This is a genomic window from Paenibacillus hodogayensis, from assembly GCF_039536325.1.
Lineage (GTDB): Bacteria > Bacillota > Bacilli > Paenibacillales > NBRC-103111 > Paenibacillus_AB > Paenibacillus_AB hodogayensis.
The window spans coordinates 24,950-39,882 of record NZ_BAAAYO010000002.1 but is presented as its reverse complement, the minus strand read 5'-3'; the positions used below and the strand labels follow the sequence as shown (position 1 = coordinate 39,882).

The 14,933-nt window shown below is 56.6% G+C and carries 14 protein-coding genes; 8 read left to right on the top strand and 6 right to left on the bottom strand.

The genetic code is table 11. From position 1 onward, the window contains the following. Window positions 1–27: 27 nt before the first annotated feature. Entirely contained in the window at window positions 28–1,650 is a 1,623-nt protein-coding gene (locus ABD796_RS05845; protein ID WP_344904395.1) for a response regulator, read from the bottom strand. Further along, entirely contained in the window at window positions 1,628–3,460 is a 1,833-nt protein-coding gene (locus ABD796_RS05840; protein WP_344904392.1) for a cache domain-containing sensor histidine kinase, read from the bottom strand. The genes ABD796_RS05845 and ABD796_RS05840 overlap by 23 nt, the downstream gene beginning before the upstream one ends. Before the next feature lie 140 nt (window positions 3,461–3,600). Between ABD796_RS05840 and ABD796_RS05835 the strand changes: the two genes are divergently transcribed. The 5 genes from ABD796_RS05835 to ABD796_RS05815 all read left to right on the top strand — a co-directional run bounded on the left by ABD796_RS05835 (window position 3,601) and on the right by ABD796_RS05815 (window position 8,697). Continuing rightward, on the top strand, window positions 3,601–4,485 hold the full coding sequence (locus tag ABD796_RS05835) for a carbohydrate ABC transporter permease (protein ID WP_344904389.1): 885 nt from the start codon (window positions 3,601–3,603) through the stop codon (window positions 4,483–4,485). Continuing rightward, window positions 4,485–5,321 carry a carbohydrate ABC transporter permease gene (locus tag ABD796_RS05830; protein WP_344904387.1) on the top strand — a complete coding sequence of 279 codons (837 nt, stop codon included), beginning with the start codon at window positions 4,485–4,487 and terminating at the stop codon, window positions 5,319–5,321. The genes ABD796_RS05835 and ABD796_RS05830 overlap by 1 nt, the downstream gene beginning before the upstream one ends. Before the next feature lie 120 nt (window positions 5,322–5,441). Beyond that, on the top strand, window positions 5,442–6,734 hold the full coding sequence (locus tag ABD796_RS05825; protein WP_344904385.1) for an ABC transporter substrate-binding protein: 1,293 nt from the start codon (window positions 5,442–5,444) through the stop codon (window positions 6,732–6,734). Between the two features lie 133 nt (window positions 6,735–6,867). Further along, on the top strand, window positions 6,868–7,215 hold the full coding sequence (locus ABD796_RS05820; RefSeq protein ID WP_344904382.1) for a hypothetical protein: 348 nt from the start codon (window positions 6,868–6,870) through the stop codon (window positions 7,213–7,215). A 171-nt stretch (window positions 7,216–7,386) separates the two neighbouring features. After that, window positions 7,387–8,697 (top strand): ABC transporter substrate-binding protein, encoded by a 1,311-nt coding sequence (locus ABD796_RS05815; protein ID WP_344904379.1) that lies wholly within the window; start codon window positions 7,387–7,389, stop codon window positions 8,695–8,697. A gap of 48 nt (window positions 8,698–8,745) precedes the next feature. On the opposite strand, the gene ABD796_RS05810 is transcribed toward ABD796_RS05815, so the two are convergent. Next, window positions 8,746–9,534, bottom strand: coding sequence for an AraC family transcriptional regulator (locus tag ABD796_RS05810; protein ID WP_344904376.1), 789 nt, complete (start codon window positions 9,532–9,534; stop codon window positions 8,746–8,748). Window positions 9,535–9,805: 271 nt separating this feature from the next. On the opposite strand from ABD796_RS05810, the gene ABD796_RS05805 reads away from it, so the two are divergent. The 3 genes from ABD796_RS05805 (at window position 9,806) to ABD796_RS05795 (ending at window position 11,013) form a co-directional block, all read left to right on the top strand. Beyond that, window positions 9,806–9,979 (top strand): spore coat associated protein CotJA, encoded by a 174-nt coding sequence (locus ABD796_RS05805; protein ID WP_379121282.1) that lies wholly within the window; start codon window positions 9,806–9,808, stop codon window positions 9,977–9,979. Window position 9,980: 1 nt separating this feature from the next. Then, window positions 9,981–10,241, top strand: coding sequence for a spore coat protein CotJB (locus tag ABD796_RS05800; RefSeq protein ID WP_344904370.1), 261 nt, complete (start codon window positions 9,981–9,983; stop codon window positions 10,239–10,241). Window positions 10,242–10,443: 202 nt separating this feature from the next. Further along, window positions 10,444–11,013: a manganese catalase family protein gene (locus ABD796_RS05795; protein WP_344904368.1), complete on the top strand. Its 570-nt coding sequence runs from the start codon at window positions 10,444–10,446 to the stop codon at window positions 11,011–11,013. 65 nt (window positions 11,014–11,078) lie between these two features. Here the strand turns inward: ABD796_RS05795 and ABD796_RS05790 are convergent, their stop codons facing one another. The 3 genes from ABD796_RS05790 to ABD796_RS05780 form a co-directional block, all read right to left on the bottom strand. After that, complete coding sequence (locus tag ABD796_RS05790) at window positions 11,079–12,428, bottom strand: LLM class flavin-dependent oxidoreductase (RefSeq protein ID WP_344904365.1); 1,350 nt, start codon at window positions 12,426–12,428, stop codon at window positions 11,079–11,081. 22 nt (window positions 12,429–12,450) lie between these two features. Further along, entirely contained in the window at window positions 12,451–13,809 is a 1,359-nt protein-coding gene (locus ABD796_RS05785; protein ID WP_344904362.1) for an ABC transporter substrate-binding protein, read from the bottom strand. 244 nt (window positions 13,810–14,053) lie between these two features. Beyond that, window positions 14,054–14,872 (bottom strand): AraC family transcriptional regulator, encoded by an 819-nt coding sequence (locus tag ABD796_RS05780; RefSeq protein ID WP_344904359.1) that lies wholly within the window; start codon window positions 14,870–14,872, stop codon window positions 14,054–14,056. Window positions 14,873–14,933: the final 61 nt, after the last annotated feature.

The following is a 14,933-nucleotide window of genomic DNA, read 5'->3' as shown; positions in this document are numbered from 1 at the left end:
GGACTTTCCTTTTTTGTTTTTTATCGCTCAGCCCCCGCCCGCAGGCTCCTTGCGGTATTCCGCCGGCGACTTGCCGAACGTCTTTTTGAATACTTTGCTGAAATATTTCTCGTCTTCGTAGCCGGTCATATGCGCGATCTGCACGATTTTCAGCTCCGGGTTCAATAGCAGCGTCTTCGCCCGCTCCATCCGGTGGCGCAGCAGGAAATCGCTGATCGTCTCGCCGAACTCCTGCTTGAACCGGCGGGAGACGTATTCCCGGCTCAAATAAAAGTGGGCGGCTACCTCCTGGACGCTAATATCCTGATCGATCCGGCTTTGCAAATAGCGGGCGATCTCGTAGATCAAATGGCTCTCCTGCTGCGTCACCTTGCGGGCGAGCTCGGACAACCGGAAGAGACTTGCGCTCATTTCCTCCCGCCACAAATCCAGGGACAGTTCGCCGTTCGCGTTCAAAGGCAGCGGCAGGGCGGCCGTTTCCGGGGGTATGCGCACGTCTCCATCGTCTCCGGGGAAAAAGTCTTTCACCCATCGCGACTTCAACGCCTGAAATTCGTGGCTCCACAGCTCCAGATGCTCCAACGAAACGAACGTTTTCTTGCGCACCTCCCCGATCCACCCCCCGACGGCTTCTTCCATTTTCGGCTTGCTGGCGCTGCGGATAGCCAGCCGAATCGGTTCCTCGAATTCGGAGAGGTGAAGCTCGGCCGCGTGCGGCTTCTGCTGCGGATCGAAGGCGTGAACCCATAACGAGCGTTTCAGCAGGTTGCGCTGGCGCAGCGCCGTCTCGGCTTCCCCGAACGATTCGCTTACCCCGCCAGGAAACGGGTGGACGCCGCCCAGGCCGAATTCGACCCGGGCTTGGTACGTCCGCTGCAGCCCGTCGTTGATCGCAGCCAGCAGCGCCGGGGCTTGGTCGGTCCGACCCCAATGGAGCAGGACGACCGGATGCCGGCTGTCCCACAGCCGGAAGGCGATACCGGCCTGCTGCTCGCCAAGCAGCTCGTTGCAGATGTTGACGAGGCTGAACAACAGCAGATCGGTATGAGAGGCGAATTTGCCGCGCAGCTTGCCATGCAGCGTATCCGCAGCAAGCAGGCTGATCCGGCACGGAGCGCCTTCGGCCAGCCCGGGAAATTCCTGAGCGAACGTTTGCTTCTCTGCGGAATAGGAGGACGGCTCGCGGATCAGGTTGGACAGCAGCCGGTCGTAATAGACAGGGCGAAGCGAATTGATGCGCATCGAGCGCATGTGCGCCTCCGTCCGTTCCTTCTCTTCGTCGCGCCAGCTTCCCAGCGCCTTCTCCGTAATGTCCAGCAATTGCTCGGCGTCGATCGGCTTGAGCAGGTAATCCATACCGCCGTATTTGAGCGCCCCCCGCACAAACTCGAAGTCGTCATGGCCGCTGATGACGATCGTTTTGCAGGAAGGGGCGTTTTCCTTGATCCAGCGGAGCAGGGAAATGCCGTCCACGTTCGGCATCATCATATCGGTATAGACGATTTGCGGTCGCTCCTCGGCGATCAGCGTCATGGCGCTGGCCCCGTCCGCCGCCTCTAGTACGGTATCGATACCGAGTGCCTTCCAATCGATCAGCAGCTTGATCGCATCCCTCACATGCTTTTCGTCATCCACGATTATGATTTTCATCGTCAGCCTCGTTTCTTTCCGCAGGAATAAGGATGTCCACCTCGAAGCCGTGCGGCTTTACCGTTCCGATCCGCATATCGGCCGTATCTCCGTACGTCAGCTTCAACCGGGACAGCACGTTGACGAGGCCGATTCCGCCTTCGTTCGCCGTGTCGAGCTCGGCATCGAGGTCATTGCCGGCCCGGCGCAGCAGTAGTCGAAGCTCGTCCAGCTGACCCGGGTCCGCTCCTTTGCCGTTGTCGGCGACGCTAATGGCGATGCGTCCGTCTTCGGTAAACGAGCTGCGTACGACGATCGCCCCCGTCGTCTCGGACGCCGCGTCGAAGCCGTGCTTGAAGTAATTTTCCAGCAGCGGCTGAAGCGTCATCTTGGGCACCAGGATGTGCAGCGTGGCCGGGTCCATCTCCAGCTCGAGCGTCAACCGCTCGTCGAACCGGTTGCGCTGCAACTCCACGTAGGAGCGGATATGATCGATTTCTTTGGCGAGCGGAACCGTTGTTTCCGACGTGTTCATGCTGTAGCGCATCATTTTGCCGAGCGCGGAGATCAGCTTGTAAATGTGCGGGGCGTTCATATGCAGCGCCAGCGTGCCGATCGACTGCAGGGCGTTGTATAGAAAGTGCGGGTGAATCTGCGCCTGCAGCGCCTTCAGCTGATTGGTCCGGTTCGCCAGCTCCAGCCGGTATTCCTTAACGATTAGATTGTTGATATGCTGCATCATCGAACGGAACCTGGCGGCGAGCAGGCCGAATTCGTCCTTTCGCCGTATGTCGATATCCACGTTCATATTGCCTTTCTGGATGGCGCCGATATAGCCGATCAAACGTTTGATCGGAGCCGTGAACAAGATGGCCACGCCTACGGTCACGATAATCGACAGCAGCGAGAAAGCGGCCAGTACGAACGTGTTGATCCGCGCCAAATCGCGGGCTTGCTTATAGAGAACCTCGTCGGGAATGCGTTTGACGATCGTCCAGCTCAAGTAACTTGTCTCCAGCGTATCGTATACCTGCACTCCCTGAAAGCCTTCGCCTTTGGCGAACATGCTGCCGGCCTGCTCCGGTCGGGCCAATAAACCGGAAGCCCACCCGCCGGTCAGCCGGCTGCCCCATAACCGTTCATCCGGACCGTAGATGACCGCCCCGGAGCGGTCGAGGATATAGAACTGCTCCCGGCCCGGGTCGTACAAGCTTTCCGCCATCGCCCGCAATCCTTGCATATTGACGTCCATGGATAAAATGCCCAGCCCTTCGGTCAACGGCACGCGCCGGATGTTCCGGTGCATCGTCATGACGGTCGCCGGCGCGATATAGGCGGTAGGCGCGAAGCCGTAATCGTGACTCGGATGCGGGGGCTCGACAATGACTTCGGCACCGCCGAAATCCGGCTGGTACGGCTGCGGCGAGCCGGGCTCCGGCACCCGCTTGAGCAGGGCGTTGATCATGACGAACGGCTTCTTCGCCTTCTCCATGTACAGGTACACCTGGTAAATGTCCGGCATCACATTGGCCATGTGCATGAGCGCGCGGTACGTTTCCTGGTCGCTCAAATAATCGGTCGATCCGGTCTCGATGATCGCGTTGAGCTTGGCGTCGTTGTAGACGGACAAGGTCGCCTGATGGATCGTGTCCATGTAGTGCCGGATGTTTTCCTTGCCCTGCGCCAGCAGCGTCGAGGTGACCTCGATTTTGTCCTGCGTGATCGTTTTTTTCGTATACCCATAGTTGATCGCAATCGACGTCGCCAGCGGCACGATGACCGCGGCGAGCAGGAAGGCAATCAGTTTGTTGCGAATGCTTGTCCGGAACAACAGAGTCTCAACTCGCTTTCAGCCATGCCCTGCAGGGATCACGACGTCATCAGGTTCCACCTAATAGATCACGATGTTACGTTTGATCGGATTAAATACGGGTTTACAATACAAGTATAAAGATCAAGGAGGTCGATGCCATGAAACGCAGTAAAAGATGGACCGAATGGTCGCTCCAGGCGGCATTCGTCGGACCTGCCGTACTGGCGTTCGCCGTGATCGTGCTCGTACCGTTTCTGATGAGCATCTATTATTCGTTTACCGAATGGAACGGAGTCAGCTCGGATATCAAATGGATCGGTTTTGCCAATTATAAAACCATCTTAACCGATGACCAAGCATTTCTCCACTCCTTTGCCTTCACCGCCCGTTTTACGGTGGCGAGCGTCGTGCTGACGAACGTGCTCGGCTTTTTGCTGGCCCAGCTGCTCACCCAGGCGCTCAAGACGCGCAATGTGCTGCGGACCGTGTTCTTCATGCCGAACGTGATCGGGGGCTTGCTGCTGGGTTTTATTTGGCAATTTATCTTTGTCAAAGGCTTCTCGACGATCGGGGAGATGACCGGCATCGGCTTCTTCAACCTCCCGTGGCTCGGCGACGAGACGACTGCCTTCTGGGGGCTGGTCATCGTCAGCGTCTGGCAAGGCGCCGGCTATCTGATGATCATCTATATCGCCGCGATTAGCAACGTGCCCAAGGACGTTATCGAAGCGGCTCGCATCGACGGGGTCAGCCGGCTGCAGATGCTTCGCCACATTACGGTGCCGCTCATTATGCCGGCCGTGACGGTAAGTCTGTTCCTGGCGATTTCCTGGGCGTTCAAAATGTTCGATCTGAACATGTCGCTGACGAAAGGCGGGCCGTTCGGCTCTACCGAATCGATTGCGCTGAATATTTACCAGGACGCCTTCCGCAACAATATGCTCGGACTGGGCTCCGCGAAGTCGGTCGTGTTCTTCGCCGCCGTCGCTCTGGTTACGCTCATTCAGGTTAGCCTTACGAAGAAAAGGGAGGTGGAGGCCTGATGGAAGCGCGTTCCCGCTATTCGTCCCGCACGCTGCTTCTGGAGCTGTTGGCGGTGCTGCTTGGCCTGCTGTTTCTCGCACCGTTCTACTTCGTTATCGTCAATTCGGTGAAAAGCTTCGGCGATCTTCTCGTCAACTCGGCCAATTTGCCGAAGTCGCTGCATTTCGAAAACTATTCGCGGGTATGGGAGATTACGCAGTTTCCCAAAGTATTCGCCAATTCGTTGATGATTACGATCGCCAGCAACGTCGGCCTTGTCGTCATCAGCGCGATGGCCGCCTACCGCATGGTGCGCGTGCCGAACCGTCTGAACAAGCTGCTGCTGCTTGGCTTCGTCTCGGCAATGGTCATCCCGTTCCAATCGGTCATGATCCCGCTCGTACGAGTGGCCGATACCTTGCATCTGATGGACAGCATTCCCGGACTGGTCATCTGTTATTTCGGCTTCGGGGTATCGCTTAACTTGTTTTTGTACCATGGCTTCGTCAAGTCGATTCCGCAGGAGATCGAAGAATCCGCGGTCGTGGACGGCTGCTCGCCGTTTGGCGTGTTTTGGAGAATCGTGTTCCCGCTGCTCAAGCCGATGACCGTCACGGTCGTTCTGCTGAACAGCTTGTGGATCTGGAACGACTTTTTGCTGCCTTTATTAATACTGGCCAGCCCGGATTTGCGCACCATTCCGCTTGCGACGTATTCGTTTTTCGGGCAATATACGAAGCAATGGGATTTGGCCTTGGCCGGTCTTGTGCTCAGCGTAACGCCGATCGTGCTGTTTTTCCTGGCGATGCAGCGGCATATTATCGAGGGGATTACGGCCGGCTCGGTCAAAGGGTAAGCGGTTCACAAAATTCCACCTGTTCGTTCATCCCCGTACGTGTCGGTGGTGAAGGACAGTGGTTACAATACAGGTAGAACCTAAATCAAACAATAGATTTCAAAAAAGGGAGGAACTTCAATGAAAAAGCGTGTAGCCATACTCGGTGTCGTGTCCGCTTTAACCCTCTCCATCGTCGCGGCCGGCTGCGGCAGCAAGGAGCCTTCTTCCGGGGGTTCGACAGGCGGCGGAGCGAAAAACGTAACGATCAAGATGTTCCAATTCAAAGTAGAAATCGCGGAGCAGCTGGCCAAGCTGGCGAAGGAATACGAGAAACAGACCCCCGGCGTGAAAATCCAAATTGACACCGTCGGCGGCGGAGCCGACTACGGCGCCGCGTTGAAGGCGAAGTTCAGCTCGGGCGACAAGCCGGATATTTTCAACAACGGCGGCTTTACCGATCTCGATCTGTGGCTGGAGCATCTGGAGGACTTGTCCGATCAGCCGTGGGTGAAGGATCTCGTCGAAGCGGCCAAGGAGCCGATGACGAAGGACGGCAAGCTGTACGGCCAGCCGCTCAATCTGGAAGGCTACGGCTTCGTCTACAATAAAGACCTGTTCGCACAGGCCGGCATTACCGAGCTGCCGAAGACGCTGACTCAACTGGAGGATGCGGCCAAGAAGCTGCAAGCGAAGGGGATTACCCCGTTCGTCAACGGCTACGGCGAGTGGTGGGTGCTCGGCAACCATTTCATTAACCTGCCGTTCGCGTACCAGTCTAACCCGAATACGTTCATTGACGGCTTGAATAAAGGCACGGCCAAAATCGCCGGCAACGCCACCTTCGACAACTGGGTGAAGCTGTTCGACCTGCAGCTGAAATACGGCAACGCCAACCCGCTGCAAACCGACTACAACACCCAAGTGACGACGTTCGCCACCGGCAAGGCGGCGATGACGCAGCAGGGCAACTGGACGCAGGTACAGTTGACCAAAACAAACCCGAACTTGAAGGTCGGCTTCCTGCCGATGCCGATCAGCGACGATGCGGCGGCCAACGACAAGCTGCCGGTCGGCGTGCCGAACAACTGGGTCGTCAACAAAAACTCGGCCGTCAAGGACGAGGCCAAAAAGTTCCTCAACTGGATGGTGACGTCCGATATCGGCAAAACGTATATGACGAAGGAATTCCAGTTCATTCCGGCGTTCAAATCGATCCCGGCCGATGAAGCGACGCTCGGACCATTGGCTGCCGACATTATGAAATACGTCAAAGACAACAAGACGCTTAGCTGGAACTGGTTCAAGTTCCCGGGCGGCGAGGCGTCGAGCAAGAAGTTCGCCGATGCGATGCAAGCATACGTGGCCAAGAAGATGACGAAGGAGCAAATGTTCGACGAGTTCCAGAAAACATGGAACAGCCTGAAAAAATAAAGCGTGCCAGAAGCTTCCCGGAGACAACGTTCTTCGGGGAGCTTTTGTCAGGATGCATGACAACATGCATGAAATGCCGCAAAAGGAACAAAATAAACGCGGTTCTATTTTAAAACACAGGAGGAATTACGGAATGCACGAGGTTACGAATCAAATCCGGCAATGCGAGCAGCTGATCGGCCAACTGATGAATCAAACCCAGCAAGCGACGCAGGCGTACCAGCAGCTTCTCCAGCAGGAGCAGCAAAATGCGGCGCGTCTGGAAGAACTGGCTCAACGGGAGCATCAGGCTTCGCAGATGATCCAGAACGCTTTGCACGGCCATCAGCTGGCTATGCAGCAAATGCAGCACATGACCGAGCTTTGTCGGCAAATCGAGCAGACGGCACAGTATTCCGCCTCCAACGCTTACGCGAACGGATACGGCCAAAACTCGGTGAACAATCCGTATGGCAACCCCTCGTACCGTAATTTTCAGTAAACGTTGTCCCCATGGCAAGATGCCGTGGGGCTTTTTTTGCCGTTCTGATGAAAAAAAGTGCATTTCTCGGTTGAAAACAGGTGCATTCAAATTATGTTATCGCTTACATTATGATGGAACTATCTGTAAAGCAATTAAAATTACATTTTTTAAACGATTGGGGGGGTTGGAATGAGAAAGGCATTCGCGCTACCGATTTCCATCATTTTGTTTGCGGCCGTCGTACTTGGCGGCTGCGGGAAAGCGGATAACCAGGAGGCGGGGGCAAAGGAACCGGGTGACGGCAACAAGGCGCCGGCGATCAGCAGCGCACCCGTCAAAATTCGCGTATCGCTCGACGGTACGAATTTGGACGACGATTTCATGGAGCAGCTTGCCGGCGTCCTCCAGAAGACGCATCCGAACATCACGCTGGACTATATCAAGCCGGGCAAAGGGACGACGCTTCGCGAACTGATCGTCGCCGGCGATACGCCCGATATCGTCATTACGTATAACGGCAACATGGCTTCCTACAACGAGCTCGACCTGCTGTACGACATCATGCCGCTAACCAAGCAATATGGCTTCAATCTCGGCCGGTTCGAGCCTTACATTATCGAGGACGCCAAAATCGCTTCGACGAAGGACGAACTGTTCGGCATTCCGATCAATTTGAACTACCACGCGCTGTATTACAACAAGGACATCTTCGATAAATTCGGCGCTCCGTATCCGACGGACGGGATGGCCTGGGAACAGGTGATCGATCTTGCCAAAAAAGTGACGCGTACCGACGGAGGCGCCCAGTACCGGGGACTCGATCCCGGCAGCATCGTATGGGCTTCCCAGCCTCTCGGCATAGCGGCGATCGATTATAAGACGGATAAGGCGACCGTCAACACGGATTCGTGGAAAAAAGTGTTCGAACTGATGAAATCGATATACGCCATACCGGGCAACGAAAATAAAAGCGATCCGAAAAAGGGCTTTCTCACCGACAAGACGGTGGCGATGTACGCGAATTTGAGCATTATCAACGAGTTGGAGAAGGCGAGCCAGGACGGATTGAACTGGGACGTCGTGCAATACCCGAGCTATCCGGAAAAGCCGAACACGTATGGCAATGCCAGCGTCAATGTCATGATGATTACAAAGCCGAGCAAATATAAGGAGCAGGCTTTACAGGTTATAGAAGCGGCCGTTTCCGACGAGCTGCAGCTGGCCAGCGCCAAGCAGGGCCGGGTTACGCCGATGAAAGATCCGCAGTTCAAAGCCGCTTTCGGAGCGGGGAGAGAGGTAATGAAAGGGAAAAACGTACAGGGCATATTCAAAAGCCGTCCGGTCAAATACCCAATTGCCTCCAAATACCGCAGCAAGGCGGAAGCGATTCTTAGCGCGAAGTTCGTTCAGTTCAACGCGGGTCAACTTGACGTCAACACCGCGCTGCTCCAGGCGGAGGAGGAAATCAACAAGATGGTAGAGACGGAGCGGGGCAAATAATCGCCCCCCGACGACGAGGCAGCCAAACAAGCTTTGCACGAAAGCCCGTCATACTTGATGGGCTTTTCGGTATTGCGACGGAGAGACTGCTTTTTTACGAGTGAAAATCCGGCTCAAGTAAAAGCCGTTTTCGTACCCGCATTGAACGGCGATCTGGTCGAGGCTGAGCGAAGTTTCCTCCAGCAGCGTACACGCTTTGCCGAGTCGCAGCTCCGTAATATACTCCGATGGCGTTTGTCCGAAGGCACAGCGGAAGCGGCGAGTGAGCTGAACGGGGGTCATATTCAGCTCCTTGGCCAAACGGCCCAGGCTCATTGTATCGAAGGCGTTGTCTTGAATGTAGCACAGCGCTTGGTTCATGAGCGGGGACTCGGCTTGACGCGAATCCGCGTGAACGGGCGGGGCGCTCTCCAAGGCCGCCTGCTGCCAAATATCCCGGATGTAATGATTCAGGATATGGGGGGTTTTACAGCCTCCTTGTCGCAAGTACCGGTAGGTGGACGACAGCCGCTTCGTGTCCGCGATCGCCACTTTTCCTTCGGGAAACGCGGCAGTGCCGACGGGCAGAGATGTCACCCAGCGGAACGTCACAAAATGAAACGAAAGCGGATGCAGTGTTTTGCGTTTGAACGATACCCCAGGCGGGCACAAGACGAGATCTCCGAACGTTGCTTCTCCCCGGTGGTCGCCGATCTCGTAGCTGAAGCTCCCTTCCTCCACGGCAAACAGGGCGTGGTCGGGGTACGTATCCGCCTCCAGCATGAAATGCTCGATTTTCCTCCAATATTTGTACCCGGTCGTCATAAGCGACCAGTCTGCAGAGAAGCCGTTTATCATCCGGTTACCAGCCTTTCCGCCACTAAGTTTTCGGCTCATTATATACCATGGAGCTTGCCCGGACAAACGTTTCTTCAGTGCGTGGAACACGCTCCTACGGACTCGCAGCAAGAAAAAGGAAAGAGGAGCGAGCTATCCTCATATGCTTAGCAAAGAGGCGGCGATACGGCCGTCAAATATGCCAAGCAAGGAGGATGCCGCTTTGAATCATCCCTATCCGTCGAAGCAGGCGAAAGCGAAGCATTCGCAGTGGCGGACATGGCGGCCCTTTATCGGACCGTTCGACCCGTGTCCGCCGGTTGCCGTCAAAACGTTCATCATCCCGCCCAATGTGACGATGCCGTTTCAAGCCCCGAACTTACCGCAGTTCAGTCCGGCCGAGGCGCTAAGGTTCGGCACGCTATGGCCGGCTTATTTCAGCCCTTACGAGAGCAGGAGATGCTAGGATGAACAAAGTCGACGCGCGTTATTACGAGCTGCTGTGCAAGCTGCAGGAGGCAGATTTCGTGCTGGTCGAGCTGACCCTCTATCTCGATACGCATCCCGACGATTTGCAGGCCGTTCAGCAATTCAACCAGATGGCGCTGCACCGCCAGACGATCGCCTGCGAGTTCGAGAACGAGTTCGGCCCGCTTTTGCAATTCGGACATAGCTTCAGCCGGTTTCCATGGGATTGGAAAAACAGCCCTTGGCCCTGGCAAGTATGACGGCGGTTCCGCCGTTGCCGGACGCTTGCGCGTCCAGGCGCACATAGATCGAGCAGCAGGCCAATCCGGCCTATCGCTTTCCGGCAAACGTCCGGCGGTTTGGAGAGCATGCTGCCGGGCGGGTGAAAGGCGGTCCCGGTATGGTTTGGGATTGTATCCGTAGACGACGATGGCGGCGTTCGCCAGATCAGGAGGAACGTGCATGTGGGTGTATGAGAAGAAACTGCAATATCCGGTCAGGGTGAGCAAGTGCGACCCGCGGATGGCCAAATTTTTGCTGGAACAGTACGGCGGCGCGGACGGCGAGCTGGCCGCGGCACTGCGTTACTTGAACCAGCGCTACACGATCCCGGATCAGGTGATCGGGCTGCTGACGGATATCGGCACGGAAGAGTTTGCGCACTTGGAAATGATCGCCACCATGGTATACAAGCTGACGAAGGACGCTTCGCCGCTCCAGATGGAGGAAGCCGGACTCGGGGCTCATTTCGCCAACCACGACCACGCCTTGTTCTACCAGAACGCCGGAGGCGTCCCCTGGACGGCGACCTATATCCAGGCCAAGGGCGATCCGATCGCCGATTTGTATGAGGATATCGCCGCCGAAGAGAAGGCGCGGGCGACGTACCAATGGCTGATCGACATGACCGACGACGTCGATTTGCAGGACGGCTTGAAGTTTTTGCGCGAGCGGGAAATCATTCACTCGCTCCGTTTCCGCGAAGCGGTGGAGATATTGAAGGAGGACCGGGAGGCTCAGAAGGTGTTTTGAGAAATAAAAAAATCGCTCCCCATGCGGGGAGCGCGAATTAACCCTTGTTGCTGAATCTGAAAAAATTACCCCGCCGCGGAGCCGGACTCCGCCTTCTCGATCGTCCGGGCATTGGCCGGTCGGGCCAAGCCGAGGTTTTCGCGCAAGGTCGTTCCTTCGTACCGCTCACGAAACAGTCCGCGGTTTTGCAGCTCGGGGACGACCTTGTCGACGAAAGCCTGCAGCCCGCTCGGGTACAGCTGCGGCATCAGGTTAAACCCGTCCGCCCCGTAGCCGTCGATCCAACGTTCGATCAGATCGGCCAACTGGACGGGTGTCCCTGCGAAGGTGATATGCCCGCGCGCTCCGGCCAACCGCCGGATGATTTGGCGGATGGTCAGGTTTTCCCTTTGGGCCAGATCGACGACGAGCTGGTAGCGGCCTTTCCGGCCGTTGATCGCCTCGACGCCGGGCAGTCGGTCGTACGGGATCGGGCCGTCCGGATCGCAGTCGGACAGATCGATGTCCAGCCGGCCGGACAAGCTGGCGATCGCGCGTTTCTCATTGATTAGACCGTTCAGCTCTTCCTCCTGTTCCTTCGCTTCCGCTTCCGTATCGGCAATAATCGGACTTAGCCCGGGCAGGATCAGCAGCTGCTCGTGCGTTCTTCCATACCGGATCAGCCTCGATTTGACGTCCGCATAGAAGCTTTGCGATTCCTCCAGCGTTTGATGGGCCGTGAAGACGACCTCAGCGGTTTTGGCTGCCAGCTCCCTGCCGCTTTCCGACGAGCCCGCTTGCACCAACACGGGGTAGCCTTGCGGCGGCCGCGGAATATTGAGCGGTCCTTTGATCGAGTAGGTGTTGCCTTTGAAATCAATGTCGACGACCTTCTCCGGCACAATGCTGACTCCCGAGTTTTTGTCGTAAAGGACGGAGTCGTCCTCCCAACTGTCCCACAACTGCTTGGCCGCCTCCACGAACTCCTCGGCGATATCGTAGCGCAGCCGGTGCTCGGGATGCTTGACGAAGCCGAAGTTGTCCGCGGTCGCTTCCGTCCCGGTCGTCACGATATTCCAGCCGGCGCGGCCTCCGCTAATATGGTCGAGGGAAGCGAACTTGCGGGCGATATGAAACGGCTCGTTATACGTCGTTCCGACGGTGGCGATCAGCCCGATGTGCTGGGTGACCATCGACAGCGCGGACAGCAGCGTGAAAGGCTCCAGCTTGTTGGCGGTGCGGCCGTAATAGCCGTCGGCGAGAAACAGCGAGTCGAACAGCCCTTTTTCCGCCAATTGGGCGAGCTCTGCGTAGTAGCGGACATCCAGACCCCGCTTCGGATCGGAAACCGGATGCCTCCAGGACGCCTCGTGGTGGCCGGTCGCCGAAATAAACGCGTTGATATGCAGTTTGCGCTTGCGCTGTTCGTTGGACATGTGGGATCGTTCCTTTCTCCGGTTAATTGAGGTTTTTGAGCGTTTGTACCGCTTTGTCGACTTTTTCCGACCCTTTGCGCAGCGCCGAGTTGACGTCCGCGCCGTTCAGGACGATATCGTCCGACACTTCGGTCAAAATCGAAGTGACTTTATCTTCATATTCGTGAATCCGGTGGTTTTTCAATTGCTGGCCGACGAAGGTATCTTCGATGCGCTTTCCTTTCAGAACGGGGATGTCCGAGCCGAAATCTTTCTCCAACTGCGGATTTATGACGGCCGGCACCCGGGCGTTGCGGGCAAGCAGCCGCTGTACCTCATCGGTTAAAATTTCTTTGATCCCGAGAAACGCCTCTTCCTTATGCTTGCTTGTCCGGGTAATCACGAAGGAATGCACCTGCGCCTCCCGGGCTTTCGGCAGCTGATCCTCGAAATTCGGGCTGGGCGCCAGATCCCAGTTGAATTCGACCCCACCTTGACGAAGCTCCTCGAGAGGACCGACCATATTCGCCAGGTTGGCGACGCGGAGGGCGACCGTCTGGTCTTTCATAAACGCATCCCGTCCGTAGCTGTAGGTCCGGTTGGCGCCGACAAACCCCGGCGTATCGTACACTTTTTTCAGAAAAGAGAACACTCTCGTCCATTCCGGACGCTCCAGCAGCAGCGACTTGCCGCTGTCCGGGTCGAGCAGAGGCAGCTGCAGCAGCCTCATCAGATCGGAGGCGCCGTTGGGCTCAAACCCGATGTAGTTGGTACCGTTGACCGTCCGGGTCAGCTTTCGCCCGAGCTCCAGCAGCTGCTCGTAGGAAAGCTGTTTTCCGGCAGGCGGGTATTCGACCCCGAATTTATCGAAAATATCTTTGTTGTAATACAGAACGGCCTGATTGGAGTTGAAGGGAATGGCGATAATTTCCCCGCTTTTGCCGAATTCCTTGATATGGTCGTACAGAATCGGTTTCAGACGGCTTTCATCGAAGCCGTATTTTTGAATATAGGGCCGCAAATCCTCGGCGGCATTCAAGCGAATGAGCGGATGGGGATTGATGATCAGGGAAAAGTCCGGCGGCGTGGTCGTAAATACGTCCTCGATGGTGACCCCGGTTTTGGGCTGGATGCGTTCGAGCGTGATGTGGGGGTACTTGTTGGTAATCGGCTTGGCGATGAGCTGGTTGAATTCCGTATCCGTCAGCGTAGGCCCGTTGACGTAAAAATACAGCTTGACCGGCTCGCGCGGAGCGGACGCGGCGGTCCCTACGCCGTGGACCGCGGAGACGGCGGCATCGCCGGCGGGGCCCGGGATGGCGGAACTGCCTTTGTCCGAGCAGGCGGATAGAAGCAGAGAGCCGAGAAAGGGAAGCAGGACAAAGGACGCGCGGTACTTCATGTGGATTCCTCCCTGGAACGCAAAAGTGTTGGACGTTTGGCGGGTCGCTTCCAGCCCCATGGCGGCTGAAAGAAAAAAAAAGGAGATATGACCGAATGGGGATTCGGTATATCTCTTCCGGCTGTCCGGTCAACAAATCGTTCTGTCCGGGTAAAAAGTAAAGTAATCCAATGAGTTAACTCGGTAAAACGTTGTGACTAATGCTAACACGCTATTTGCCGTCTGTCAATAACCGGAACTTTTCTTATACCGATTGCCGGCGGGATTGTTCCCTGTAGGCGGAAGGGGATAAGCCCAGCGTTTTTTTGAACATCCGGGAGAAAAGCAGCGGGTCCTGGTAACCGACGGACCGGGCGATCTCGGCGATGCCGGGCAGCTGCCGCCGGAGCAAGCGGCAAGCTTTGCGCATACGAATCTCCGTCAAGTACCGGTACGGAGACATCGACAGACTTTGTTGAAAAAGCCGGCACACATATTTCTCGTCCAGCCCGACATGACTGGCAATATCCGCAAGGCCGATCCGTTCCATGTACCGCGCGTTCATAAAAGCGACGGCTTGTCGCACGTGAACGCCGACATTCGCTCGTAGCGGCACCGTCTCGTCCGGCACGGCCAGCATGCCGAGCAGACGGTACAGCAGTCCGGTAAGCAACAGCTCTTTGGCCGGGAGGTCGCGGCAGCCCATCATATCCCGGAACAACGGCTCTACCGGACGGTCGGGATCGGCCTGTTTCACGGGAAGCATCTCCGTGAAGCCCGCTTGTTCAATGAACCGGGCGGCGAACGAGCCGTTGAAGCCGATCCAGGAATAAGACCAGGGCATGGCCGCATCGGGGCGGTAAGCGTGGACGGCGTCAGGCACGATGAGGAACAGCTCTCCCGGTCCGACCCGGAACGCTCGTCCGCCTTGCTCGTACGTCCCTTGTCCGTCATGGACGTAGTGAAGAATATACATGTCGCGTACGCCGGGCCCGAAAATCGCTCCGGGCCAGCAGTCTTGCGTGCCGACCTCCCATACTTCCAAGTCCGCCAGTCCGAGCGGGGACGTATAAATAAACTCCACGGCCGATGCCTCCTATATGCGTCAAAGAGAAGATAATCCATAGGGTGGGGAAGTTTTGCTA

Coding starts and splice junctions, on each gene's coding strand:
- ABD796_RS05820 (WP_344904382.1), top strand. CDS start 6,868: ATGCACGAGGTTACGAATCAAATCCGGCAATGCGAGCAGCTGATCGGC.
- ABD796_RS05790 (WP_344904365.1), bottom strand. CDS start 12,428: ATGTCCAACGAACAGCGCAAGCGCAAACTGCATATCAACGCGTTTATT.
- ABD796_RS05830 (WP_344904387.1), top strand. CDS start 4,485: ATGGAAGCGCGTTCCCGCTATTCGTCCCGCACGCTGCTTCTGGAGCTG.
- ABD796_RS05815 (WP_344904379.1), top strand. CDS start 7,387: ATGAGAAAGGCATTCGCGCTACCGATTTCCATCATTTTGTTTGCGGCC.
- ABD796_RS05835 (WP_344904389.1), top strand. CDS start 3,601: ATGAAACGCAGTAAAAGATGGACCGAATGGTCGCTCCAGGCGGCATTC.
- ABD796_RS05800 (WP_344904370.1), top strand. CDS start 9,981: ATGAACAAAGTCGACGCGCGTTATTACGAGCTGCTGTGCAAGCTGCAG.
- ABD796_RS05785 (WP_344904362.1), bottom strand. CDS start 13,809: ATGAAGTACCGCGCGTCCTTTGTCCTGCTTCCCTTTCTCGGCTCTCTG.
- ABD796_RS05810 (WP_344904376.1), bottom strand. CDS start 9,534: ATGATAAACGGCTTCTCTGCAGACTGGTCGCTTATGACGACCGGGTAC.
- ABD796_RS05845 (WP_344904395.1), bottom strand. CDS start 1,650: ATGAAAATCATAATCGTGGATGACGAAAAGCATGTGAGGGATGCGATC.
- ABD796_RS05795 (WP_344904368.1), top strand. CDS start 10,444: ATGTGGGTGTATGAGAAGAAACTGCAATATCCGGTCAGGGTGAGCAAG.
- ABD796_RS05825 (WP_344904385.1), top strand. CDS start 5,442: ATGAAAAAGCGTGTAGCCATACTCGGTGTCGTGTCCGCTTTAACCCTC.